Below are 26564 nucleotides of genomic sequence, written 5' to 3'. Positions count from 1 at the left end.
AAGCGTAAATGAGTAGCAAATTTCCTGAATATAAAGGACTTGACTTACCAAAGGTGGCCGAAGAAATTCTAAACTATTGGCAAGAAAATAACATATTTGAAAAGAGTATAACCTCCAGAGAGGGGCAAGAATCTTTTGTGTTTTTTGAAGGGCCTCCATCTGCTAATGGATTACCGGGTATTCATCATGTTATGGCTCGTGCTATTAAAGATATTTTTTGTCGTTATAAAACTCAAAAAGGCTATCAAGTTAAACGTAAAGCAGGCTGGGATACACATGGGTTGCCCATTGAGCTTGGTGTTGAAAAAGAGTTGGGTATTACCAAAGAAGATATTGGCAAAAGTATTTCAGTTGAAGATTATAACAAGGCTTGTAGAAAAGCGGTGATGCGTTACACTGGGGTTTGGAACAACTTAACTGAAAAAATGGGTTATTGGGTTGATATGGATGATCCTTATATCACCTACGAACCCAAATATATGGAAAGCGTTTGGTGGCTTTTAAAACAAATCTATAACAAAGATTTGCTTTACAAGGGTTACACCATTCAGCCATATTCTCCTAAGGCAGGAACGGGTTTAAGTTCACACGAGTTAAATCAACCAGGCACGTATCAAGATGTTACAGACACTACAGTTGTTGCCCAGTTTAAAGCAAATACAGATTCGTTACCAAACTTTTTACAAAATGAAGGCGACATTCATTTTCTAGCATGGACCACCACACCTTGGACACTGCCAAGTAATACGGCGCTTACTGTAGGTCCCAAAATAGATTATGTGTTGGTTGAAACATTTAACCAGTACACTTATGAGTCTGTAAAAGTAATTTTGGGAAAACCATTAGTAGCTAAACAATTTGTGGGTAAGTTTTATCAAGTTGATAGTGCAGATGAAATAACTTCATTTAAATCTTCTGATAAAAAAATACCGTATCGCATAATTTCAGAATGTAAAGGCTCCGATTTAGTCGGTATTAAATACGAGCAATTATTACCATATACCTTGCCAAACGACAATCCTGAAAATGCTTTTAGAGTTATTTCGGGTGATTTCGTTACTACTGAAGACGGTACGGGTATTGTGCATACAGCACCTACGTTTGGAGCTGATGATGCCTTGGTTGCTAAACAAGCGATTCCCGAAGTACCACCTATGTTGGTAAAAGATGAAAATGGTAACCTAGTGCCGTTAGTCGATTTACAAGGGCGTTTCCGTCCTGAAATGAAGGAGTTAGCAGGTAAGTATGTGAAAAACGAATACTATGAGGAAAATGAGGCTCCGGAACGTTCTGTGGATGTTGAAATTGCTATCAAACTAAAAGAAGAAAATAAAGCCTTTAAGGTTGAAAAATATAAACACAGTTACCCAAACTGTTGGCGTACCGATAAACCCATACTTTACTACCCACTAGATTCTTGGTTTATAAAAGTTACAGATGTTAAAGACAGAATGTTTGAACTAAATGAAACTATAAACTGGAAACCAAAAGCTACAGGAACAGGACGCTTTGGAAACTGGTTGGCCAATGCTAACGATTGGAACTTATCACGTTCCCGTTATTGGGGTATTCCATTGCCAATTTGGAGAACTGAAGATGGTAAAGAAGCATTATGTATTGGTTCTGTTGAAGAATTAAAAGCTGAAATGCAAAAAGCCATAAAAGCAGGTGTTTTAAAAGCTGATATTTTTGTGGACTTTCAGGTTGGCAACATGAGTGATGAAAATTATGCCAAAATTGATTTGCATAAAAATATTGTAGATCAAATTACTTTAGTGTCACCGTCAGGAAAACCAATGAAACGTGAGAGTGATTTAATTGATGTTTGGTTCGATTCTGGCTCTATGCCCTATGCACAATGGCACTATCCATTTGAAAATTCAGATTTAATTGACGAGGGTACAACATATCCAGCCAATTTTATAGCAGAAGGGGTTGATCAAACCCGTGGGTGGTTCTACACTTTGCATGCTATTGGTACTATGGTTTTTGACTCTGTAGCTTACAAAAACGTGGTATCTAATGGATTAGTTCTTGATAAGAGCGGACAAAAAATGTCTAAACGCTTAGGAAATGCTGTTGACCCATTTGAAACTTTAGGGAATTATGGAGCCGATGCTACTCGCTGGTATATGATCTCTAATGCTAACCCTTGGGATAACCTGAAATTCGATATAGAAGGCGTTGAGGAAGTAAAACGAAAATTCTTTGGAACACTTTATAATACATACTCTTTCTTTAGTCTATATACTAATTTAGATAAATTTAGTTATGCTGAAACCGATATACCATTAGAAGAGAGGCCTGAGTTAGACCGTTGGATACTTTCAGAATTACACACGCTTATTAAGAAAGTAGATGACTATTATGCCGATTACGAACCTACAAAAGCAGCTAGATCTATATCAGATTTTACACAAGATTATTTGAGTAACTGGTTTGTACGCTTAAGTAGAAGGCGTTTTTGGAAAGGTGATTATCAAGCCGATAAAATTTCGGCATACCAAACCTTATACACTTGTATGGTTAACATTGCGAAATTGGGGGCGCCAATTGCACCATTTTACATGGATAAACTATATCAAGATTTAAATTCGGTTACTAAAAAAGAACCTTTTGAAAGTGTGCATTTGGCTAACTTTCCGGTTTATGATGAAAGTTATGTAGATAAGGCTTTAGAACGTAAAATGGAAAGTGCACAAACCATATCATCTTTAGTATTATCGTTAAGAGCAAAGGAAAAGATAAAGGTGCGTCAACCGCTTCAAAAAATAATGATTCCTATTGATGGGAAACAACAAAAGGAAGAGATTTTAGCGGTGTCTGATTTGATAAAGCACGAAGTAAACGTTAAGGAAGTTGAGCTTATAGAAGATGCCTCAGATATTTTAGTAAAACAAATAAAACCTAATTTTAAGGCATTGGGTCCAAGATTTGGAAAAGATATGAAGCTCATCGCTAATGCCGTTAGACAGTTTAATGTAGAGGATATTAAAAAAATTGAACAAACTGGTGAAATTGAGGTTGACATTAACGGAAAAAATATTACTTTAGGGCTTGCAGATGTCGAAATTACATCGCAAGACATAGAAGGCTGGTTAGTTGCCAATGAAGGTACATTAACAGTCGCCCTAGATGTTACCATTTCTGAGGATTTGCGAAGTGAAGGAATTGCGAGAGAACTTATCAACCGTATTCAAAATTTACGTAAGGATTCAGGGTTTGAAGTTACAGACAGAATTGATGTTAAACTTCAAAAAGACGAGAATATAGTAAATGCTATAGATTCAAATATGGCATATATTAAAACGGAAACGTTAGCAGAAGGACTTGAAATAATTGAGAATTTAGACAACGGTATAGATATTGCTTTTGATGATATTAATACGAAGTTGTTTATCCAAAAACATTAAAACTATGGGAGCAACAAGTGCAAGATATTCAGATGCAGAGTTAGCAGAATTTAAAAAGTTGATTCAAGAAAAAATTGACAAGGCGCAACATGATTTAGAACTCATAAAAAGTGCCTATATGAATGATCATAATAACGGTACAGATGATACATCGCCTACCTTTAAAGCGTTTGACGAGGGTAGTGAAGTAATGAGTAAAGAGTCTAATTCTCAGTTAGCTATCCGTCAAGAAAAATTTATTCGCGATCTTAAGAATGCTTTAATTAGAATAGAAAACAAAACTTATGGTATTTGCAGAGTTACTGGTAAGTTAATTAATAAAAAGCGTTTAGAATTAGTGCCTCATGCTACCTTAAGTATTGAAGCCAAAAACATGCAGAAATAGTTAATCTCTTTGAAAAGAGGGCTCATGAATAATACAGAAGCGTCATCATTTTTTAATGAAAGACGCTTTTTTTGTGCCTTAAAATTCTGGTTTGAATGGTTATTGAGGTTAGGAACATTTTTAAGGTAGTATATTAAGTCATGTCATTAAAAAAATCTATCATACTAATTATTGTTATTTTGCTAATTGACCAAATAAGCAAAATATACATTAAAACGCATTTTGAACTTCAGGAAACCGTTGAGGTTTTTAGTTGGTTTAAAATTTTCTTTATTGAAAATGACGGGATGGCATGGGGTACAAAAATTAGTGATTTTATTCCTTTTATGAATGAAAGAACTGCCAAAGTATGTTTAACAGTTTTTAGAATGGTAGCCATTTGCGGAATTGGTTATTGGCTTTATGATGTTACTAAAAAGCATAAACCAAAAGTACTTATTTTAGCCATTGCCTTTATTTTTGCTGGTGCTCTTGGTAATATTATAGATTCTGTTTTTTATGGAATTCTTTTTAGCGATAGCTATGGGCAAATGGCTGTTTTTATGCCAGGTACTGGTGGTTATGATAGTTTACTACATGGTAAGGTAGTAGATATGCTATACTTTCCATTAATTGAAATAGATTTACCTAATTGGGTTCCCTTTTACGGAGGCAAACGATTTAATTTTTTTGAACCCATTTTTAATATAGCCGACGTTGCCATAAGCACGGGTTTTATAATGCTCATTGTGTTTAATAAAAGGGCGTTTTCAAAGAAAGATATAGAAGCCTAAAATGTGTGGACTTGCTTTGGTGTCACACAATAATTGAGTTTAATATCGCCTTCAAAAATATCGGTTATTACTTCTTCGGCATCAAAAAAGGATAATCCTATTTTAATAGTTTTAGGTTTGCAGTTAGCCAAAAATAAATCATAAAAACCTTTGCCATAACCAACACGGTTACCTCGTTTATCGAAAGCCAAAAGAGGTATAAACACCGCGTCTATGTTTTGGTTTGAAATCTCAATTCCATCAATAGGCTCTGGAATGTTATAATGATTCTTTTTAATTTTAGTATTGTCTGTTAATAAAAAGTGTGTCATTTGCCTATTTTCAAAATCACTTTTAGAAACCACTATATTTTTGTCTTTTCCAGACAGGATACTTAAAATATATTCTGTATTTACTTCTTTTTGTTCTTCTATAGATAAGAAAATATGATAAAAAGAATAATCCCAAATGGGAAGTTTTAAGAGCTGATTTGCAATAAGCATACTCCTTTCATCTACATCATTTAATGATAAATTATTGCGTAAAGCCTTATATTTTTTACGTAGTTCAGCTTTTGTCATTTAGTTTGGTGCTTATATGAAAAAGTGCATCGCCTTGATATACAATGGGTGATTCGTTTACATTAATGATAAAACCAGAATTTTGGGCCTTTACAAAGTAATTGAGTTTGCCATAAGGGTCTGTAATGTTCCCTAATAAATCCCCTTTTTGAACTTTTGAGTTTATTTTAATCTGTGCTTTAAACATCCCAGATAATTTAGCTCGTACCCATTTGCTGTCTTTAATAAAAACGCATTCTTTTTGTGGTATAGAAGCTTTAAACTTTGGATTAAGCATATCCAAATGCTTTAGTATCCGTTTAGAGCCGTTTACTCCAGAATTTGTTACTGTATTATCAATATGAAAAGACTTACCACCTTCAAAAAGTATGAGAGGTTTATTAAGTTTATAGCAGGTGTTTCTAAACGATTTATTCAGGTTTTTGGAATAAAGAACAAATGGAGCGCCAAAAATTTTAGCCAGTTGTTTGAGTTCAATATCACCATCAATAATACGTATTTGAGGAGCATTAAAACGCCCTGAGCCACCGGTGTGGAAATCAATGATGTAATCTACGTGAGGAATCACTTCATTTACTAATTTATAAGCTACTCTACTGGCTAAAGAACCCTTTAGGCTACCAGGGAACACACGGTTTAAATCCCTGCCATCAGGAAATTCTCTTCTCAAATTAATGAATCCAAAAATATTGATAACAGGTATACAAATAATGGTGCCCCGTTTAGGTTTATTGATACCCTTAGCAATGAGCTGTCTTACAATTTCTACACCATTAACTTCATCACCATGAATACCGGCAGTAAATAAAACTGTTGGGCCTGGCTTTTTAGAACGCTCAATAATTACAGGTACATTTACAGAAGTTGAGGTATGAAGGTTGGCTACATCAAAGTTTACTTCTTTACTTTCTCCGGGAGCAATAGTTTCTTTAAGAATAGTTAAGACTTGTTTTTCAGTACCCATATTGGTTTTAAAATAATTAGCGTCTGTTTCTTTCAATATAAGTTATAATGCTTCTAGCTATATTTCTTCCCGTAGCCTTTTCTATGCCCTCTAAACCAGGTGTTGAATTTACTTCCAAAAGTAAAGGCCCTCTGGCAGATTGCAACATATCTACACCACAAACCGGTAGTTTTAATGCTCTTGCAGCATTCATGGCTACCTTTATTTCAGCCTCATTAAGTTTAATGATTTCTGCGCTGCCACCTCTATGTAGGTTAGAGCGAAATTCACCTTCTTTTCCTTGACGTTTCATAGCACCAACCACATGTCCGTCAACTACTAAAGCTCTTAAATCGGCACCTTTAGCTTCGGCAATATATTCTTGCACCAGTGCTCTTGCTTGTAAGCCATTAAAAGCCTCCAGAACAGATTCGGCGGCATTTTTAGTTTCGGCTAAAACCACACCTAAACCTTGAGTACCTTCCAATAGTTTAATAATTACAGGAGCGCCTCCAACATGGTCTAATACTTTTACAATATCACGGGAGTAGTTAGTGAAGACTGTTTTTGGCATACCAATACCAGCTTTAGACAAACGTTGGAAACTACGTAATTTATCTCTTGATCTTATAATGGCATCAGAAGTAACCGAAGTAAACACATTCATCATTTCAAATTGGCGTACTACGGCACAACCAAAAAACGTAACTGATGTTCCTATTCTTGGAATAATAGCATCAACATAATCTAAATAGCGGTCTTTGTAATAAATGGTGGGTTTTTCCTTTTCAATAATAAGGTCGCATTTTAGGGGATCAATGACTTCAACTTGATGCCCTCTATTTTCGCCTTCTTCAATAAGTCTTCCGGTAGAATAAAGGTGTTCGTTTCTTGAAAGAATAACTATGTTCATGGTGTTTTTTTGTAATACGAAACGTTTTCTAAATCTACGTCAACTATAAACTTTTTGCTTAAAAATTGCCTGCCAATTAACACTGGAAATTTCATGTCGTCTCTAGTGCTTAAAGTTAAGTTAATCTTATACGTTTTTCCAAAAAATATAACTTCTGATTTTACTTTGTATCTGTTTACCTTATAGCCGTTGCTGCTTTTAACATTGGTTAAGGAATATGAATCAAAAATCATCTCTGTTTTGCCAAAGTTTTGATGTACGTTACTATTGAAAATACAAAGTAATGTTTTATCAATTTCAATAATTTCAGAACAGTGTATTGCAGAAGTATAAGCTCCTGTATCTATTTTAACATCAATATTGTAGAGTTCTAATTTTGGAAAATCTACCTTATCTATTCTACCAATAATTGTTTTGCTCATTAGTTTTTTTAGAAAGTGGCGTAATGTAGTAAATTAGTAAATACAAATATTTAGTTAACCAAAAAATAATCATAAGATATTTAATAATTACCTTTGAGATAATGGATGTACCTACTTTAGAGATACAGTTAAAAACCTTACCCAACCAACCTGGAGTTTATCAATACTTTGATAAAGAAGGAGCCATTATTTATGTTGGTAAAGCCAAAAACTTAAAAAAAAGGGTTAATTCTTATTTTACAAAAACGCATGATAACGGTAAAACCAGAGTACTAGTAAAGAAGATAGCTAGAATAAAACACATTGTGGTTGAAACCGAAACCGATGCTTTGCTGCTAGAAAACAATCTTATTAAAAAACATCAACCACGTTATAATGTGATGTTGAAAGATGATAAATCCTATCCGTGGATTTGTGTAAAAAATGAACGTTTTCCTAGAGTGTTTTCTACCAGACGCATTTTTAAAGGAGGTGGTGAGTATTTTGGTCCATATACCAGTGGAAAAACGTTACATACCTTGCTAGACTTAATAAAAGGGTTGTATCCATTACGAACTTGTAATTATGATTTAACCAAATCAAAAATTGATGCAGGTAAATACAAAGTTTGTTTAGAGTATCATCTAGGAAATTGTAAAGGTGCTTGTGAAGGCAAAGAAACAGAAGCGGCCTACAATGAAAATATTAAGGCCATTCGTCAAATTTTAAAAGGAAATTTTAAGGACTCTTTACATCAGTTTAAAAAGCAAATGAACCAATATGCTCAGGACATGATGTTTGAAGAAGCACAAAAAATTAAGGAGAAAATTGAAGTTTTAGAAAACTACCAAGCGCGGTCAACTATTGTAAATCCCAAAATCAGTAATGTAGACGTGTTTTCTATTATGAGCGATGAAACCTACGGTTATGTAAATTTTTTACAATTATCATATGGGGCAATCATTAGGTCGCATACCCTAGAAATTAAAAAGAAATTGGATGAAACCGATAAAGAATTACTAGAATTAGCAATTACCGAAATAAGGCAAAGGTTTCATTCTAAATCTAAAGAAGTTTATGTGCCTTTTAAGGTTGATTTAGGAGGCCATATTAAGGTAACCATTCCTAAACTAGGTGATAAAAAGCATATTTTGGATTTGTCACTTCGTAATGCGAAGTATTACAGAATGGAGCGTTTTAAGCAAGACAAGATTGTAGATCCAGATAGACATGCTAACCGTATCATGGCACAAATGAAAGCCGATTTAAGACTGAATGAAGAACCAAGACATATTGAATGTTTTGATAATTCAAACATTCAAGGAACAAATCCAGTAGCGGCTTGTGTTGTTTTTAAAAATGGCAAGCCAAGTAAAAAAGATTACCGCCATTTTAATATCAAAACGGTAGAAGGTCCCGATGATTTTGCATCTATGGAAGAAGTGGTTTTAAGGCGTTATAAACGTTTATTAGATGAAGACCAGCCATTACCACAGCTCATAATAATTGATGGTGGTAAAGGCCAATTATCATCGGCGCTAAAAAGCTTAGACCTATTAGGTTTACGTGGTAAAGTAGCTATTGTAGGTATTGCAAAACGTTTAGAAGAATTATACTATCCAAATGATCCAATTCCCTTATATTTAGATAAGAAAAGCGAAACCTTAAAAATCATTCAGCAATTACGTAATGAGGCACATCGTTTTGGGATAGAACATCACAGGAATAAACGTAGTAAAAGTGCGCTAAATACAGAATTGGAGACCATACCAGGCATTGGAGAAAGAACGGTTGTGGAGCTATTGAAACATTTTAAATCGGCTAAACGAGTTGCCAATGCCAAATTAGATGAATTGGAAGCGGTTATAGGAAATTCTAGAGCTGAAAAAGTTTATAATTATTATCATGAATAAAACAATTTTTCAAGATTTTAAAATTTGAAAAAATCAGTTATCATATCACTCCTAATTCTTTTTGTCTTCATTTCCGCGAAAGCGCAAAATGATTCATTGCAAATTAAAAACCCAAAAGTGGGTTTGGTTTTAAGTGGTGGTGGCGCTAAAGGATTGGCGCATATTGGTACACTCAAAGTAATTGACAGTTTAGGCATAAAAGTAGATTATGTTGCAGGAACTAGTATGGGTGCTATTGTTGGGGCATTATATGCCTCAGGTTATTCAGGAAAGCAGTTAGATTCAATTTTCAGGAATGCTGATTTTGACAACATCATCATCGATAATTTACCTCGAGCCTCAAAAGGTTTTTTCGAACGAAATAATGACGAGAAATATGCTTTAAAATTACCTTTTGATGATTTTAAATTAACATTACCTTCAGCCCTTTCAAAAGGTCAAAATGCGTATAGTTATTTACTTAAATTATTACTTCATGTTAATGAAATAGAAAATTTTAGTGAGCTACCTATTCCGTTTTTTTGTGTAGCAACCAATATGGAAACTGGTAAACAAGTCATTTTAGAAAAAGGCAATCTTACTCAAAGTATTATGGCTAGTGGGGCATTGCCCTCCTTGTTTCAACCTGTAATGCTAAATAATCAAGTACTTATTGACGGCGGCGTAGTTAATAATTACCCAATAGATGAACTAAGAGCTAAGGGCATGAAAATTATTATTGGGGTTGATGTGCAAGACGGACTAATGAATAGAGATGAATTAACTTCGGCTCCTGATGTATTGCTTCAAATTAACAACTTCAGAACCATTAAGGATATGGAGGTGAAGTCCAAAAAGACGGATATTTACATAAAGCCAGATATAAAAGATTACACGGTAGTATCTTTTAATGATGCAAACACAATTGTAGATTTAGGTGAAATAGCTGGTTTAGAAAAAGTTGAAGAATTACATATGCTACCAAAAAAATCTAGTAACTCTAACCTTAAATTAACTCCTTACCAGCAGGATAGTGTTACTATCAATCAAATTTTAGTAAAAGGCCTAGAAAAGTACACAAGAGCTTACGTTTTAGGTAAATTAAAATTTAAGAGTGGCGAAAAAATAGCTTATAATAAGCTAATGGAAGGAATCAATAGCTTAGTAGCTACTAATAATTTTGATTCATTTGAATATGAATTAAAGACTTCAAAAAATAAAGAAGGGTTTGATTTTTATGCTAATTTAAAAGAAGCCGAAACAACTACATTTTTAAAATTTGGTGTGCATTACGACGATTTATACAAAAGTGGTCTTTTAGTTAACATTACAAAAAAACGATTGTTGTTTGATAGTGATATGGCTTCTTTAGATGTGGTTCTGGGAGATAATGTGCGTTATGATTTTGAGTATTTAATTGATAAGGGTTTTTATTGGAGTGTGGGGCTACGATCTAGATTTAATAATTTCTACAAAAATATAAATGCCGAATTGCTATTGGATGATGCTGAAATAAATGCCACAGGTTTAAATAAAATTGAAGTTGAATTACAAGACCAAACCAATCAGTTTTATTTACAAACCTTATTTAGAAAAGATTTTGCCTTAAGTATTGGTGCAGAACACAAGCGATTAGAAATTTCATCAGAAACCTTGGCAACCAATAACGAAAATGAGGATTTCATTTTTGAAAATACAGATTATTTAAGCGTTTTTGGATGGCTAAATTTAGACACCTATGATGATAAATATTTCCCTAAAAAAGGAATTCTTTTTAATGGTGACATTCACACCTATGTTTATGCATCTCATTTTAATACTGATTTTGAGCCATTTACATTGGCAAAAGCTAATATGGGTTACGCTTTTACAATATCTGACAAACTAGCAATTAATTTACAAACGAGCGGTGGTTTTAAATTAGGCGATAAGTCAACACAAACCTTAGATTTTGCGCTGGGTGGTTTTGGCAATGATTTAATAAATAATTATATTCCCTTTTTAGGTTATGATTTTATTTCAATCACTGGGAATAGTTTTGTGAAAGCATATGCAGGTTTAGATTTTGAGGTGCTTAAAAATCATCACCTTACTTTAGAGGGGAATTGGGCTAATGTTGATGACGATATTTTTGATTCAGGCGAATGGTTTACACTACCTGATTACAGAGGCTATGCTTTTGGTTATGCCATTGATACATTTTTAGGGCCAATTCAAGCGAAATATAGCTTCTCACCAGAACAAAACCAAGGTGTTTTATTTGTTAATTTAGGGTTTTGGTTTTAACTAAATCTTAAGAATAGGGTTTATGAATTTTCTCGATATTTGTATCGTTATGAGGGTTTTATTTAAAGACTTATTGCAATTTCTACATTATCTTATTAAGAGAAATCCTGAATAAGCAGGCAACATTATTATTGCTTAATTCGTAGGAATCTTATAAATTTCTTATCTTTAATACAACGCTATTAGCCATATTATCAGGCTAGTATCTAATTTTAAAAAAATGCCATTTTATCATAAATTAGGAAATATTCCACCTAAACGTCATACGCAGTTTAGAAAACCAGATGGTAGTTTATACTATGAGCAGTTGTTTGGTACTATTGGTTTTGATGGGATGTCAACCAATAGCTACCATGAACAGCGTCCCACTCAGGTTAAGGAAATAAGAAAGCAATTCAATGTGGCACCAAAAATTGCTTTAAAAAATAATATTAAATCGTATCGCTTCAAAGGATTTCAAGTAAAACCGGAAGATGATTATTTAGAAAGCAGAAAAACAGTTTTGGTAAATAAAGATTGCGCCATTGTATTGGCAGCTCCAAAACAATCAACCCAGAACTATTTTTATAAAAACACCGATGCCGATGAATTGATTTTCGTTCATAAAGGAACTGGAACTTTAAGAACCATGTTGGGGAATCTCGATTTCAAATACGGAGATTATCTATTGGTACCGCGTGGCATCATCTATAAAATAGATTTTGATACAGCAGATAACCGACTTTTCATTGTTGAATCTCATCGGCCCATTTACACGCCTAAGAGGTATCGCAATTGGTTTGGACAGTTATTAGAGCATGCGCCGTTTTGTGAACGCGACATCAGGCAACCACAAGAATTAGAAACTTACAACGAAAACGGTGATTTTCTTATTAAAGTAAAAAAACAAGGCGATATTATAGAAATGGTATATGCCTCACATCCGTTTGATGTTGTTGGGTATGATGGTTACAACTATCCTTACGCCTTTTCAATTCACGATTTTGAACCTATTACAGGACGTGTGCATCAACCGCCGCCAGTACATCAAACTTTTGAGACAGATGCCTTTGTAGTGTGCAGTTTTGTGCCGCGTTTGTATGATTATCATCCACAGGCAATACCAGCTCCCTATAATCACAGTAATATTGATTCTGATGAGGTTCTGTATTATGTTGATGGCGATTTTATGAGTCGCAACGATATTGAAGCAGGACATATCTCACTGCATCCAGCGGGTATTCCGCATGGCCCGCATCCTGGAGCTACAGAGCGTAGCATTGGGCAGGTAAAAACAAATGAGTTGGCAGTAATGGTAGATACATTCAAACCACTTATGGTTACAGAAGAAGCTATGAAAATTGCCGATGAAGGTTACCATAAATCTTGGATGTAAGCCCCTAAATCCCCGAAGTGGACTTTTTAATACGTTCATTAAAAAAACATAATAATAAACTCCCAACGTCCAGTTTAGAGTTCCTTCCCTTTGGGAGGGTTAGGGTGGGCTTTTGATATGAAAGACATAAAATCAGTAAACTACGGTTTAGAAAAAATATTTGAGGGCGCACAAGATTTTTTGCCACTTTTAGGGACAGACTACATAGAACTTTACGTGGGTAATGCTAAACAAGCGGCACACTTTTATAAAACCGCATTTGGGTTTCAATCTTATGCCTATAAAGGTTTGGAAACGGGAAGTAAAGACATGGTTTCCTATGTGCTTAAGCAAGATAAAATTAAATTAGTGCTTACCACACCATTAAACTCTAAAAATCCAATAAATGAACATATTGTTAAACACGGTGATGGTGTAAAAGTTATTGCGCTTTGGGTTGAAGATGCAAGAAAAGCTTACAAGGAAACAACAAGTAGAGGCGCCAAATCATATTTGGAGCCTTTTATAGAGTCTGATGAACATGGTGAAGTGATTCGCGCTGGAATTTATACTTACGGCGAAACTATACACATGTTTGTAGAACGTAAAAATTACAATGGAGTGTTTATGCCTAAATTCGAAAAGTGGGAGTCAGACTACAACCCAGAACCGCTTGGTTTAAAATATGTAGATCACATGGTTGGAAATGTTGGTTGGGGACAAATGAATACCTGGGTAAAATGGTATGAAGATGTGATGGGTTTTGAAAACTTTTTGTCGTTCGATGATAAACAAATTCATACAGAATACTCGGCATTAATGAGTAAAGTAATGAGTAATGGTAATGGGCGTATAAAATTCCCAATAAACGAACCTGCCAAAGGCAAGAAAAAATCTCAAATTGAAGAATATTTAGATTTTTATGAAAGTGCAGGAGTACAGCATATTGCTGTTGCAACCGATGATATTATTTCAACAGTAAAAGGCATGCGCTCTAGAGGCGTAGAGTTTTTATCTATACCACCAAAAACTTATTATGAAGCCGTTCCTGAACGTTTGTTGGCTCATGATCATCAATTGAAAGAAGATATTAAGACTCTTCAAAGCTTGGGTATTATGATAGATGCCGATGAAGAAGGCTATTTACTTCAAATATTTACAAAACCCGTTCAAGACAGACCTACGTTGTTCATTGAAATTATCCAACGTATGGGTGCTCGAGGTTTTGGGGCTGGTAATTTTAAAGCTTTGTTTGAGTCTATTGAGAGAGAACAAGCTAAACGAGGTACGCTCTAGCGAAAATTTCGATTAAAATGATGTTATAACTAGCATTTAATAGAGTTTTTGTGACAAATAATTGTTAAGAACTTCTTATAAGAAAAGGCACTCCGAAGTTTTTTTATATTTTTGGAATAGTAATTGTATTTCTAAGCTAAAACAATAAAATGTATAGCTAGAAGTTAATTACATAACCCAAAGAAGAATGCGTAAATTACTACTTATATTATTACTTATAATAGGCTTCTCACAAGTGTCTTTTGCTCAGGAAGAAAAAGCATTTCAGGATGGCGAGTGGTTTAAATTTAAAATGAGCTACAGCGGCTTCTTAAAAGCAGGTAATGCAACACTTGCTGTCAAACATGCTACATTAAATAACAAAGAAGTATATCATGTGAAGGGAAAAGGTTGGACAACTGGCATGATAAAATGGTTTTTTAAAGTAGAAGATCGATACGAAAGTTACTTTGATAAAAAGACCAATATACCCTATAAATTTATAAGAGACATTGATGAGGGAGGGTATACTAAAAACCTTGAAATTGATTTTGATCATATCAATAAAAAAGCCCATGTAAATGATAAAAAGAATAAAACCAAAACCGTTGTAAATATAAAACCCAACATACATGATATGGTGTCTACGTTTTATTACTTACGCAATAATATTATAATTGATACTTTAAAAATTGGCGATGAAGTTCTGGTAGATATGTATTATGATAAAGAAAGCTACAGGTTTAAGTTAGAATACCTTGGCGAGGAGACTATTAATACAGATTTTGGTGATGTAGAAACCCTAAAATTCAGACCATATGTTTTGGCTGGACGCGTATTTAAAGAAGAAGAAAGTTTAACGGTTTGGGTAACTAAAGATAAAAATAAAGTACCTTTGCGCATCAAAGCAGATTTGGCTGTGGGCTCTTTAAGGGCAGATTTAGAAGCTTTTAGGGGTCTAAAACATCCCTTCCAAATAGTAGTTAAACGATAATGGGTTTAGATTCTAATATTACTAAACAACTTAAAGACAAATACAACGCCATAGACCAAGATTTAGAAGATCACCTGGAAGGCTTGTTGTACAGTAAACCTATTTCTTATTGGGATTATATACAGACCGATGCCTTATTAAATCTTCAATTGCCCAGAACTCATTTTCCTGATGAAATGGTATTTATTATTTACCATCAGGTTACAGAGCTTTTGTTTAAAATGATACTTACCGAAATTGAACAGCTTGCAAAAGCTGAAAATTTAGAAACAGAGACTTTTACAGATAAAATAATGCGTATAAGTCGTTATTTTGATGTATTGACATCCTCTTTTAGTATTATGAAAGATGGTATGAATATAGAGCAGTATAACAAGTTTAGGCAAACTTTAATACCTGCAAGCGGATTTCAGAGTGCACAGTACAGAAAAATAGAGTTTGCCTCAACAGCACTAATTAATCTAATAGATAAAAGATTCAGAGATACTATTGATAGGAATTCGTCTTATGAAAATGCTTTTGAGCATTTGTATTGGCAAGCAGCGGGTAAAGATTACAAAACAGGAAAAAAGAGTTATACTTTAACAGCATTTGAAGAACGATATAAAGAAGAGTTTATTAGATTTACCAAATTTTATTATAAAAATAATCTTTGGGCAAAATTTAAAAGTTTACCACAAAAGGCACAACAAAACAAAGCACTGATTAAAGCAATGCGACACTATGATTTTACTGTGAATATTAAATGGGTCATGGCTCATTATAATACGGCTAATCACTATTTAAACATTGGAGGTAAAACAGCTGAGGCTACTGGAGGTAGTGAGTGGGTTAAATATATGCATCCAAAGTATCAGAAAAGAATATTTTTTCCAGAATTATGGACAACAAAAGAGATAGAAGCGTGGGGAACAAATATTTAATTATATTAATGTTTTTAATGCTTCTTTTCAATGCATGCAAAGAAGATAAAAAAGAAGACAGTGTAAAAGAAGAAATTACTGTTGTCAATGCTCCCAAAGATATTTTTGAATTTGGTTTCAACTTAAATAATTATGTAGTAAAGCGAGATACGGTAAAGTCAGGAGAAAGTTTTGGGCAAATTTTAGAACAGAATAAAATAGGGTATCCTAAAATATTCCACATAGCCGAAAAAACGAAAGAAACCTATAACATTGCTAGATTTTTTCAAAAAGGGAAGCCTTACACAATTTTATGTTCAAAAGATTCTTTAGAATTGCCAGAGTCTTTTATCTATCAGCCTAATAAGGAAGAATACATTGTAATTAATTTTAAAGATTCTATACATGCTTTTAAAAGTAGAAAACCAATCACCTATATAGAAAAAACCGTTACAGGAATAATTACCAGTAGTATTTCTGAAACTTTAGATGCAAAAGGAATTAGCCCTGTATTAACAAATAAACTGGCAGATGATATTTATGCATGGACCATTGATTTTAGACGTCTTCAAAAAGGAGATAGATTTAAGGTAATTTATACTGATAAGTATATAGACGATTCTATTTATGGCGGCATTCATGATGTAAAGGCAGCTTATTTTGAACATAATAACGAACCGTTTTACGCCTTTCAATTTGAAACAGATTCTGTAAAAGGTATTATTGATTATTTTAACGATGAAGCCAAAAATTTGCGTCGCGCCTTTTTGAAAGCTCCCGTTAAGTTTAGTAGGATATCTTCCCGTTATAATTTAAGAAGAAGAATAGCGGTTTACGGTTACAAAGTGAGAGCCCATAAAGGTACTGATTTTGCTGCTCCAATAGACACGCCTATTATGGCAACCGCCAACGGAACGGTTACTAAATCTGAACGCAGAGGTGGTAACGGTAATTATGTTAAAATTAGACATAATGCCACTTATGAAACTCAGTATTTGCATATGAGGAAGCGTAATGTAAAAGTAGGGCAATTTGTCAAGCAAGGCGATGTAATTGGATGGGTTGGCATGACTGGAAATACAGGTGGTCCACATGTTTGCTATCGGTTTTGGGTTAATGGTAAACAGGTAGATCCATTCAAGCAAAAACTCCCCGAGGCAAAACCCATTTCAGATTCATTAAAAGCAAGATATTTAGAATATATAAAACCTATCAAAGTTCAACTGGACAGTATACAATTTGATGAAGATGTGCCAGAGGAACACTTTAATGAAAATCTCATCACACAGAATTTTTAAATTATGGCATTACCAACAACCAACCCTACTACAACTAATGCTTGGGAAAAATTAAAGGAGCATTTTAATGAAGTGAAGAGTTTACATATGAAAGATTTATTTGTTGAAGATCAAGAAAGAGCTAATAAATTTACCATTAAATGGGATGATTTTTATGTAGATTTTTCAAAAAACAGATTCACAGAAGAAACTTTTAAGTATTTGTTGGAGCTAGCAGATGATGTTAAGTTAAAACAGGCTATTCAAAGTCAGTTTTCAGGAGAAAAAATAAATCAAACCGAAGGAAGAGCAGTATTACATTCAGCCTTAAGAGCACCAGAGTCGGCTATAGTTGATGTTGATGGAGTGAATATTATTCCTGAAGTACATAGTGTAAAACGAAAAATAGAAGCTTTTACCAACCAAGTAGTAAATGGAGAAAGAAAAGGTTATACAGGTAAACCATTTACACATGTAGTTAACATTGGTATTGGGGGTTCAGACTTGGGGCCAGCTATGGTTGTAGACGCTTTGCAATTTTATAAAAACCATTTAACAACCTATTTTGTTAGTAATGTTGACGGCGACCATGTTAACGAAGTTATTAAAAAATTAAATCCAGAGACGACTCTTTTCGTAGTAGTCTCAAAAACGTTTACTACACAAGAAACACTATCAAATGCGAATACTATAAAAGATTGGTTTTTGCAATCAGCTAATCAAAAAGATATTGCCAAACATTTTGTGGCGGTTTCAACCAATTTAGAGGCTGTTCAAAGTTTTGGAATAGATCCAAACAATATTTTTCCTATGTGGGATTGGGTTGGTGGTCGTTTTTCATTGTGGAGTGCTGTGGGGCTTTCAATTAGTTTGTCAGTTGGTTATGATAATTATGCAAACTTATTATTAGGAGCCAACAAAATGGATGAGCATTTCAAAAATGAAGATTTTTCTAATAACATTCCGGTTGTGTTGGCATTAATAAGTATTTGGTATAACAATTTCTTTAATGCCGAAAGTGAAGCCGTTATACCCTACTCACAATACTTAAACCAGTTTGCTACTTATTTACAACAGGGTATTATGGAAAGCAACGGTAAAAGTGTTGACAGAAATGGTAAGCCTATAAATTACCAAACCGGGACATTAATTTGGGGAGAACCTGGAACAAATTCACAACATGCGTTTTTCCAATTAATCCATCAAGGCACTAAATTAATTCCAGCCGATTTTATTGGGTTCACAAAATCACTTCATGGTAATCAAGATCATCAAGATAAACTAATTTCAAACTTTTTAGCGCAAACCGAAGCTTTGTTAAATGGGAAAACAAAAGCTCAAGTGATTGAAGAAGGGACAAAAGAAGCTATTATTCCTTTTAAGATTTTTGAAGGTAATAAACCAACCAATACCATTTTTATCGAAAAGTTAACACCAGAAAGTTTAGGGAAGTTAATAGCCATGTACGAGCACAAAATTTTTGTTCAAGGCGTTATATGGAATATTTACAGTTACGATCAATTTGGTGTTGAGCTAGGAAAGCAATTGGCTTCTAAGATTTTAAAGGAGTTTGGCGGAGATGTTACCAATGCGCATGATGCTTCAACAAGTAATCTTTTGGCACATTATAAGAGCAATAGATAAGATACATAAACGTATTTAATCAAATTTAAAGACTAGGTTCGAATTTTTAAAATTCGAACCTTTTTTTATGAGTGCTTATTGAATGTTTTGATAGTTTCTGCTTTGTTTATCCAATTTAGAATAGAGGCTGGTTTATAATTTTCCAAACCGTTTAAATCTGTATCATCCAGAAATTGAAATGACTTAGAAAGCGTTTTTTAATGTGGGTTAGTAGAGGCTAAGGGGTGAAATAAGGTCTAACTTATAAAGATAGTGTACTAAACTGCATAAACAAAGAGAAAAGTGTGATACTTACAATTTATAACAAAAAATGAAAAAATGCAGAGAGTTTTTATCAATAAACATTTTAATGTGTATAAAAATTGTTAATTATTGTTAACAAATGCTTAACATTTAATGTACTTTTATCCGTAAATTTGCATGACTAATTCAATTAATTAATTTTTCTTCACTATGAAAAAAACTACTCAATTTTTATTGTTGGCTGTAGCGTTTTTGTTCAGTACAACAATTTTTGCACAAAGTAAAATCACAGGAACTGTGATTGATTCAGATCTAAATGCACCACTTCCAGGTGCTAATATTGTTGAAAAAGGCACTACAAATGGTGTCTCTACAGATTTTGACGGAAACTTTACCTTAACAGCACAAGCAACTTCAGGACAAATAGTTGTTTCTTATGTAGGGTACGGAAAAGTAACTTTATCATTTAATGGCGATACTAATCTAGGTAAAATTACTATTTCTCCGGATAATTCATTAGAGGAGGTGGTAATTACTGGAACGGGTGTAATCGACTTAGCTGAAGATAGAAAAACACCTGTTGCGGTATCTACCATTAAAGCAAATGAAATTAGAGAACGAGCTGGTAATTGGGATTTGCCTGAAGTTTTGAAATCTACACCATCAGTTCAAAATATCAAAGGCGGTGGTTTTGGTGATGGTCAAATGTTTTTACGTGGGTTTGATCAAACCAATACGGCCTTTATGTTAAATGGTCAGCCAATTAATAGTCCAGAAGATGGCAGGATGTTTTGGTCTAATTGGTCTGGAGTATTAGATGTTGCAAATGCAGTTCAAGTCCAAAGAGGGTTAGGTTCTTCTAAATTGGCAATATCATCAGTTGGTGGTACGGTAAATATTGTAACCAAAACGGTAGATAGAAGAGAGGGAGGTTTTGTTCAGCAAATGGTTGGAAATGATAACTATACAAAATCTACAGCTTATTATTCTACAGGATTGATGGAAAGTGGTTGGGCTTTTTCAGCCATGTTAGGCCATTGGCAAGGAGAAGGTTATGTTAATGATACAGATGGGCAAGGGCAAACCTATTTTATATCATTGGGTTATAAGCCCAATGATAACAACTTGTTCAATTTTTTAATTACTGGTGCGCCACAATGGCATGCAGCAGCTGGAAGTGGAAGAATAAGTGAATTTCTTGAAAACGGAAGAAAGTATAATTCCTGGAATTTCTCTGGAGTGGACAGTCCTAACTTATTACAAAGCCGAAGGTATCCAGGAGGTAGAAATGTTTACCATAAACCAGTAGCCAATATAAGTTGGGACTTAACAATTGGTGAAAACTCTTCTTTATCAACCATTCTATATGGTTCTTTGGGAAGAGGAACTTTTGCTGCAACAAGAACATCAGGAGGTGTGCCTACATATGCCAGAGGATCTAATAATAATCATAACTGGTATGGACTTGTTTCGAATTTTAACACACAGCTAAATGATAATTTAAGCTTAAACTTTGGAGGTGATGTTCGTTTATATAATGGTATCCATTTTAGAAGTGTTAACGAGTTTTTGTCTGTTGATAGCGTAAGCGCATTCAGTATATATAATGGAGGGGATTATGAACTAACAAAAACCTTTGGAGGAATTAATCCTTGGAATGTTACATTTAATACTAATGACGAGCATGACCAGCGTTTTGGATATGATTATGAGGAAGATATTAACTATTACGGTGTTTTCGGTCAATTAGAATATGCGAATGACCAATTTTCTGCTTTCTTTCAAGGTTCTGCCTCAACCCAAACTCATGTTAGAACAGAGTATTTAAATGCTGCTGTTGAAGGCGTTTCAGAGGAATCAGAGAAAGTCAATAACCCTGGCTTTAATGTAAAAGCAGGGGCATCATATACTATAAACAATAATCATAAGGTGTTCTTTAATACCGGATATTACTCACGCCAACCTTTTCATAGTGACTTATTTATAAGTGATAGAAATGGGAATGAATTAATAATGCCAGAAGTTGAAAACCAAAAAATCACAGGATTAGAGGCTGGATATCAATTGGGAGGAGAAAAGGTTTCTGCTAATTTAAACCTATATTACACTATTTGGGATAATCGTACTTTATTAAGTGATAATGGAGAGGATCAAGGAGATTCTGCCTTTAGGTTATTTCAAACCCAAGGCGTTAAGCAAGTTCATAGTGGTATAGAGTTGGAAGTATTTGCGCGGCCAATGGATAACCTTAGAGTGAATGGATTTCTAGCGATTGGAGATTGGAAATTTGATGGGAATGGAACTCAAAGGACTTTTGATGAAACGGGTACAATTACCGACCCTGATATTGAGGTAGACCTTGACGGTGTTAAGGTAGGAGGAGCGGCTCAATTTACTGCTGGAGCATTTGCTTCCTATGAGTTTTTACCCAGATTTAGTGTAGATGGAACCTGGAATCTTTACAATAATTTGTATTCACAAGGGCAAGCAACAGCCGATAGTCCTCCTATAGAGTTACCAAGTTATGATACTGTAGATTTAGGTGCCTCATATAAGTGGTTGTTAGGTAAAAATGACCAAAATGCATTACAGTTTAGAGTGAATATCAACAATATCTTTGATGAAGTTTACCTAGAATCTGTGGGTGGAAATACAGCTGCATCTTCTATTGCATCAGAGAATTACAAAGGTGTTAATGTTTCTAATAATGGTAGATTTGGTTATGGTAGAACATGGAATGTTAGTTTACGCTATTCATTCTAATCAAGTTCGGAAATAAGAATATAAACCGCTTCTTTCAAGAAGCGGTTTTTTTATGGATTAAAATCACTATTTTTGATTTCATTTAAATTCAAGATCATGTATCAAACTATACTTAATTTACATTCTTATTGGGCTTATTTAGTGCTTTTTATTTTAATTATTGCAGCTTTTAATGCCATTATAAAATCTTTTGGAGGGAAAGAGTATAGTGCTAAAGATTTCAGAGTATCTCTTTTTACTCTAATAGTGTCTCATATTCAATTATTGATAGGTATTATACTGTATTTTGTGTCTCCTAGGTTTGAATTATGGAGTGAATTAGGTGGCGGTGTCATGGGTAATAGTTTAGCAAGATTATACTTGGTAGAGCATCCTTTTATCAATATTTTGGGAGTTGCTTTAATTACAATAGGTTATTCTAAACACAAAAAAGTACTTACTTCTGGAGCTAAACTTAAAAAGATAGCTATTTTTTATTCTATTGCTCTAGTGCTATTCTTATCTAGAATTCCTTGGAGTACATGGCTGGGTTAATTTTTCACCTCTTTAATTACATAAACAAATACGGGAAAATGATCACTATAACCATTGGTGAACCCGCCATTTGAAAAACTTCTAAAGGGATATCCCTTGTATTGACCCATGCTGGTAATTAAGTAGTTCTTATTAAAAATGCCTGCTTTATAAAATTGAAACGACGAGTAATCTTTTTCAAGTAAGGGTTTGGTGATTAAAATTTGATCAAATAAACTCCAAGCATCCCTGTAAGCTGTGGTTCCTAAACCATTTTTAAAGTATTTTTCATAAGGGTTATAAATACCTTTTAAGCCAACGTTCTTTTTGTTTTTTTTTGGTTTTAAAACTTTTTTTAGACTTTCGTCTGTAGGATTATCGTTCAAATCTCCCATCAAGAAAATTTTAGCATAGGGGTTATTAGATTGAAGAGAATCAATCAAACGCTTACTAAGTTTTGCTGCGGCAACGCGTTTTGGTCTACTTCTGGCTTCTCCACCACTTCTTGATGGCCAGTGACTCACTATTAAATGTATAAGATCTCCATCTAATTCTCCACTTACCAACAACTGGTCTCTAGTATATACACGCTTTTTAGTTAAATCATCATAAATTTTTAATTCATGGCTACTTTTAGAAATAGGAGTAAAAATATTTTTTTGATACAAAAGAGCTACATCAATACCTCGAGCATCAGGAGAGTGGTAATGAATAATACCATAATTTTTATCTATCAGTAATGAATCGTTTAAAAGGTCTTCTAAAACTTTTCTATTCTCAATTTCCGAAACACCAATTATTGCTGGAGAATTATTAGTTACTTCACTACCAATGTCTGCAATAACTCTAGCCATATTTTTTACTTTCTTTTTATAAACTAGATCTTTGTTTGTTTTTAATTCCATCATAGGACTAGCTTCATCAAATTTGTTAGGGTCGTTTTCTGTGTCAAACAAATTTTCCAAATTATAAAAGGCAATGGTATGTATTTTATATGTCTTTTTTTCTTGGGAATAGATATATGAGTTTCCTAGTATAAATAAGCTAAGTAATAAGGTTGCAAAAGGTCCCATTAAAGAAAAGTTATGTTATTGTTATTATAGTTGTAAAGTTTAAGCCAAAAGTAAATATTTGCTTTAAATAACGTAAATTTGATTATACTAAATAATCATTATTTAGTAATACTCAAAGTATTAATTATAAATTAAAGTATGAAGAAAATATTACTCATTTTTTTATTGGGAGTTTTTTCATTTTTTCCAGTATCAGCACAACAAACCCAAATAAAGGGTAGTGTTAGAGATGCTGTTTCATTTGAACTTATTCCTGATGTAATAGTTGAAATTGAGGGTACAGAGTTAAATACGATAACAGGAGACAAAGGGGGATTTTTATTTGCTTTTAATGTGCCATTTGGAGAGCAAGTTTTGAGAATTTCTAAAATAGGTTACATTACCAAAAGATTTCCAATTGTTGTATATGAAAATCAAACAGTTAAAATATTTGACATGACTTTGGAAGTAGACGATTCTTCATCCGAAGAATTATTTACTATTACGCTGTCTGATGATCAACTAGATAATGATGAAAGTGGGGCCGATAATATTGCTGGCTTATTAGCATCTTCGATGAATGTTTTCCAAAGAACTGCTGCTTTTGAATTTAGTTCTTCCTTTTTTAGAGTAAGGGGGTTAGATTCTGAGCATGGATCTGTGCTAATCAATGGTATAGAGATGAATAAATTATTTAACGGGAGACCTCAATGGAGTAATTGGGGTGGGTTAAATGATGTCGTTAGAAATCAAGAACTAACTGTTGGATTGGCACCTTCTAATTATAATTTTGGAGGTATTTTAGGAACAACCAATATTAATGTAAGAGCTACTCAAGCAAGACCAGGAGGTAGAATAACATATTCGTCTTCAAATAGAAGTTATACAAATAGGCTTATGGCAACTTACGCTAGTGGATTGATCGAAGGAGATTGGGCGTTTACGGTTTCAATTGGAAGACGTTGGGGAAATGAAGGGTTTCAAGATGGTACATTATATGACTCAAATTCTTTTTTTGCATCTGTAGAAAAAAAAATAAATGATAAGCATAGTTTAAGTTTTACCTCTATATATGCCCCCAATAGAAGAGGGAAATCTTCTCCCAATACCCAGGAGGTATTTGATTTAAAAGATATAAAGTATAATGAGTACTGGGGATGGCAGAATGGAGAAAAGCGCAATTCGCGTATAAAAGAAGTGGATGAACCTATAATAATGCTTAACCATTACTGGGATTTATCAAGTAAAACTAAATTGAATACAAACATAGGGTATCAATTTGGGAAAATCGGGAATAGCCGTTTGAGTAATAATGGAACTGATTTAGTCAACGGTTTTCCTGAGGGAGGAGCATTAAATCCTAGTCCCACTTACTATCAAAAATTACCAAGTTATGCCTTGAGAAACTTTCCAGATGACACAAGTATTGCTTATGGTCTTCAACAACAATTTTTAAACGATGGTCAAATAGATTGGAATGCACTTTACGAAGCTAATATTTTAAATGCTCAAAATGGAGGTAATGCTATTTATGCACTTTACGAAGATAGGTCTGATGACAAACAACTTACACTTAATACCATTTTTAGTTCAGAACTAAATGATAATATTTTAGTCAATGCGGCACTAAATTATAGATCACTTAAGTCAGAGAACTTTGCTGAAATTATTGATTTATTGGGAGCAACTACTTTTTTAGATGTTGATGCTTTTGCTACCAATATTAATGAAGCCCAAAACGACTTATTAAACCCAAATAGGTTGGTTGGAGAGGGTGATAGATTTGCTTACAATTATAATTTATTTGCAGATATTATTAGCGGCTATGCACAAGCTCAATTTAAATATAATAAGATAGACTTTTATTTATCTGGAAGTATTACCAATACACAATATCAGAGAGATGGTATATATCAAAATGGAGGTTTTCCAGATAACTCACTTGGTAAAGGTGATAAGTTGAAATTTGCAGGCATTGGTGCTAAAGGAGGTCTTACTTATAAACTTACTGGAAAACATGTATTCGATATTAATGCAGGTTATATTACTCGGGCTCCTTCATTACGTAATACTTATTCAAATGCTCGAGAAAATCATAATGTGGTTCCTAATATTACAGAAGAGAAAATTTTATCTTCAGATGTTAGCTATATTTTTAGATCACCAAAAGTAAATGCTAAATTAACAGGATACTACACTAAAATAGAAGATGCTAATGAAATATCATTTTTCTTTGCTGATGGTATAGGAGGCGATAATACGGCCTTTATTCAAGAGATACTTCAAGGCATAGATAAAAGGCATATAGGAGGTGAATTGGGGGTTGAAGCTCAAATAACGCCAACTATTAAACTCAGGGGAGTTGCCTCTGTAGGACAATTCACCTATGACAATAACCCTAATTTGTTTTTAACCACAGAGGCTGATGATGAATCAATAGCAGCTGGATTTGTAAATGGTTTTAAAGATTTTGGAAAATCAAACTTAAAAGATTACAAGTTGGCTGCAGGACCACATAGAGCATATTCAGTAGGGTTCGAATATCGCGATCCAGATTATTGGTGGGTAGCTGCTACCGCTAATTTTTTTACTAATACTTACGTTGATGTAAGTCCACTAATAAGGTCTGAAAATTTTACCACTGATTTTGATGGCAACCCATTTAATGATTATGATGAAGACCTAGCCAGAGAATTATTAAAACAAGAACGTTTTGATGATTATATGGTAGTAAACCTAATTGGAGGTAAATCTTGGAAATTAGGAGATAAATATGTTAGCATATTCGCTAGTATTAATAACCTCTTAGATGAGGTATATAAAACAGGAGGTTTCGAGCAAGGTAGAAATGCCAATTTTAGACAATTGCGAGATGATAAAAACCTAGATACTCCAGTTTTTGGATCGAGATATTGGTACGGTCGCGGAACAACTTATTTCGTAAACGTTAACTTTAGATTATAAAATAATATTTAATATAA

Annotated in this window: 19 protein-coding genes; 14 read left to right on the top strand and 5 right to left on the bottom strand. The window is 33.7% G+C overall.

Annotated features, from left to right (window positions below; translation table 11 throughout):
• Positions 1-8 precede the first annotated feature (8 nt).
• From ileS to DFQ02_RS02585, 3 genes are all read left to right on the top strand, one after another.
• Complete coding sequence (ileS, locus tag DFQ02_RS02595) at positions 9-3413, top strand: isoleucine--tRNA ligase (RefSeq protein ID WP_116039411.1); 3405 nt, start codon at positions 9-11, stop codon at positions 3411-3413.
• A 4-nt stretch (positions 3414-3417) separates the two neighbouring features.
• Complete coding sequence (locus tag DFQ02_RS02590; RefSeq protein ID WP_116039673.1) at positions 3418-3798, top strand: TraR/DksA family transcriptional regulator; 381 nt, start codon at positions 3418-3420, stop codon at positions 3796-3798.
• A 140-nt stretch (positions 3799-3938) separates the two neighbouring features.
• The gene (locus tag DFQ02_RS02585; RefSeq protein WP_116039410.1) at positions 3939-4571 is read left to right on the top strand and encodes a lipoprotein signal peptidase; all 633 of its coding nucleotides are present in this window, start codon (positions 3939-3941) and stop codon (positions 4569-4571) included.
• On the opposite strand, the gene DFQ02_RS02580 is transcribed toward DFQ02_RS02585, so the two are convergent.
• Genes DFQ02_RS02580 through DFQ02_RS02565 form a run of 4 tightly spaced genes read right to left on the bottom strand, consistent with a single transcriptional unit; the run spans position 4568 to position 7409 of the window.
• On the bottom strand, positions 4568-5131 hold the full coding sequence (locus DFQ02_RS02580) for a 5-formyltetrahydrofolate cyclo-ligase (RefSeq protein WP_116039409.1): 564 nt from the start codon (positions 5129-5131) through the stop codon (positions 4568-4570). The two genes, DFQ02_RS02585 and DFQ02_RS02580, sit on opposite strands and share 4 nt — an antisense overlap.
• On the bottom strand, positions 5118-6095 hold the full coding sequence (locus DFQ02_RS02575) for a succinylglutamate desuccinylase/aspartoacylase family protein (protein WP_116039672.1): 978 nt from the start codon (positions 6093-6095) through the stop codon (positions 5118-5120). Before DFQ02_RS02575 ends, DFQ02_RS02580 begins: the two co-directional genes overlap by 14 nt.
• 16 nt (positions 6096-6111) lie before the next feature.
• Complete coding sequence (gene rimK, locus DFQ02_RS02570; protein ID WP_116039408.1) at positions 6112-6987, bottom strand: 30S ribosomal protein S6--L-glutamate ligase; 876 nt, start codon at positions 6985-6987, stop codon at positions 6112-6114.
• Positions 6984-7409, bottom strand: coding sequence for an ATP-dependent zinc protease family protein (locus tag DFQ02_RS02565; protein ID WP_116039407.1), 426 nt, complete (start codon positions 7407-7409; stop codon positions 6984-6986). The genes rimK and DFQ02_RS02565 overlap by 4 nt, the downstream gene beginning before the upstream one ends.
• Before the next feature lie 101 nt (positions 7410-7510).
• Between DFQ02_RS02565 and uvrC the strand changes: the two genes are divergently transcribed.
• The 10 genes from uvrC (at position 7511) to DFQ02_RS02515 (ending at position 22552) form a co-directional block, all read left to right on the top strand.
• Positions 7511-9301: an excinuclease ABC subunit UvrC gene (gene uvrC, locus DFQ02_RS02560; RefSeq protein ID WP_116039406.1), complete on the top strand. Its 1791-nt coding sequence runs from the start codon at positions 7511-7513 to the stop codon at positions 9299-9301.
• A 96-nt stretch (positions 9302-9397) separates the two neighbouring features.
• A complete protein-coding gene (locus tag DFQ02_RS02555) occupies positions 9398-11566 on the top strand; it encodes a patatin-like phospholipase family protein (protein WP_245940191.1) in 2169 nt (722 codons plus the stop codon).
• A 220-nt stretch (positions 11567-11786) separates the two neighbouring features.
• Positions 11787-12941, top strand: coding sequence for a homogentisate 1,2-dioxygenase (locus DFQ02_RS02550; RefSeq protein WP_116039404.1), 1155 nt, complete (start codon positions 11787-11789; stop codon positions 12939-12941).
• 117 nt (positions 12942-13058) lie between these two features.
• Positions 13059-14216: a 4-hydroxyphenylpyruvate dioxygenase gene (gene hppD / locus DFQ02_RS02545; RefSeq protein WP_116039403.1), complete on the top strand. Its 1158-nt coding sequence runs from the start codon at positions 13059-13061 to the stop codon at positions 14214-14216.
• Between the two features lie 187 nt (positions 14217-14403).
• On the top strand, positions 14404-15189 hold the full coding sequence (locus DFQ02_RS02540; protein ID WP_116039402.1) for a DUF3108 domain-containing protein: 786 nt from the start codon (positions 14404-14406) through the stop codon (positions 15187-15189).
• The gene (locus tag DFQ02_RS02535; protein ID WP_116039401.1) at positions 15189-16112 is read left to right on the top strand and encodes a tryptophan 2,3-dioxygenase family protein; all 924 of its coding nucleotides are present in this window, start codon (positions 15189-15191) and stop codon (positions 16110-16112) included. Before DFQ02_RS02540 ends, DFQ02_RS02535 begins: the two co-directional genes overlap by 1 nt.
• The gene (locus DFQ02_RS02530) at positions 16070-17389 is read left to right on the top strand and encodes a peptidoglycan DD-metalloendopeptidase family protein (protein WP_116039400.1); all 1320 of its coding nucleotides are present in this window, start codon (positions 16070-16072) and stop codon (positions 17387-17389) included. Before DFQ02_RS02535 ends, DFQ02_RS02530 begins: the two co-directional genes overlap by 43 nt.
• Before the next feature lie 3 nt (positions 17390-17392).
• The gene (pgi, locus tag DFQ02_RS02525; protein ID WP_116039399.1) at positions 17393-19012 is read left to right on the top strand and encodes a glucose-6-phosphate isomerase; all 1620 of its coding nucleotides are present in this window, start codon (positions 17393-17395) and stop codon (positions 19010-19012) included.
• Positions 19013-19465: 453 nt separating this feature from the next.
• Entirely contained in the window at positions 19466-22018 is a 2553-nt protein-coding gene (locus DFQ02_RS02520) for a TonB-dependent receptor (protein WP_116039398.1), read from the top strand.
• A 96-nt stretch (positions 22019-22114) separates the two neighbouring features.
• Positions 22115-22552: a hypothetical protein gene (locus tag DFQ02_RS02515; RefSeq protein ID WP_116039397.1), complete on the top strand. Its 438-nt coding sequence runs from the start codon at positions 22115-22117 to the stop codon at positions 22550-22552.
• Here the strand turns inward: DFQ02_RS02515 and DFQ02_RS02510 are convergent.
• Complete coding sequence (locus DFQ02_RS02510; RefSeq protein ID WP_116039396.1) at positions 22549-23604, bottom strand: endonuclease/exonuclease/phosphatase family protein; 1056 nt, start codon at positions 23602-23604, stop codon at positions 22549-22551. The genes DFQ02_RS02515 and DFQ02_RS02510 overlap by 4 nt on opposite strands.
• Positions 23605-23742: 138 nt before the next feature.
• On the opposite strand from DFQ02_RS02510, the gene DFQ02_RS02505 reads away from it, so the two are divergent.
• A complete protein-coding gene (locus tag DFQ02_RS02505) occupies positions 23743-26547 on the top strand; it encodes a carboxypeptidase-like regulatory domain-containing protein (protein ID WP_116039395.1) in 2805 nt (934 codons plus the stop codon).
• Positions 26548-26564: the final 17 nt, after the last annotated feature.

This window comes from Seonamhaeicola aphaedonensis (assembly GCF_003386195.1).
GTDB classification, from domain to species: Bacteria; Bacteroidota; Bacteroidia; order Flavobacteriales; family Flavobacteriaceae; genus Seonamhaeicola; species Seonamhaeicola aphaedonensis.
The sequence above is the reverse complement of the archived record's forward strand: the minus strand, read 5'-3'. Positions and strand labels throughout refer to the sequence as shown.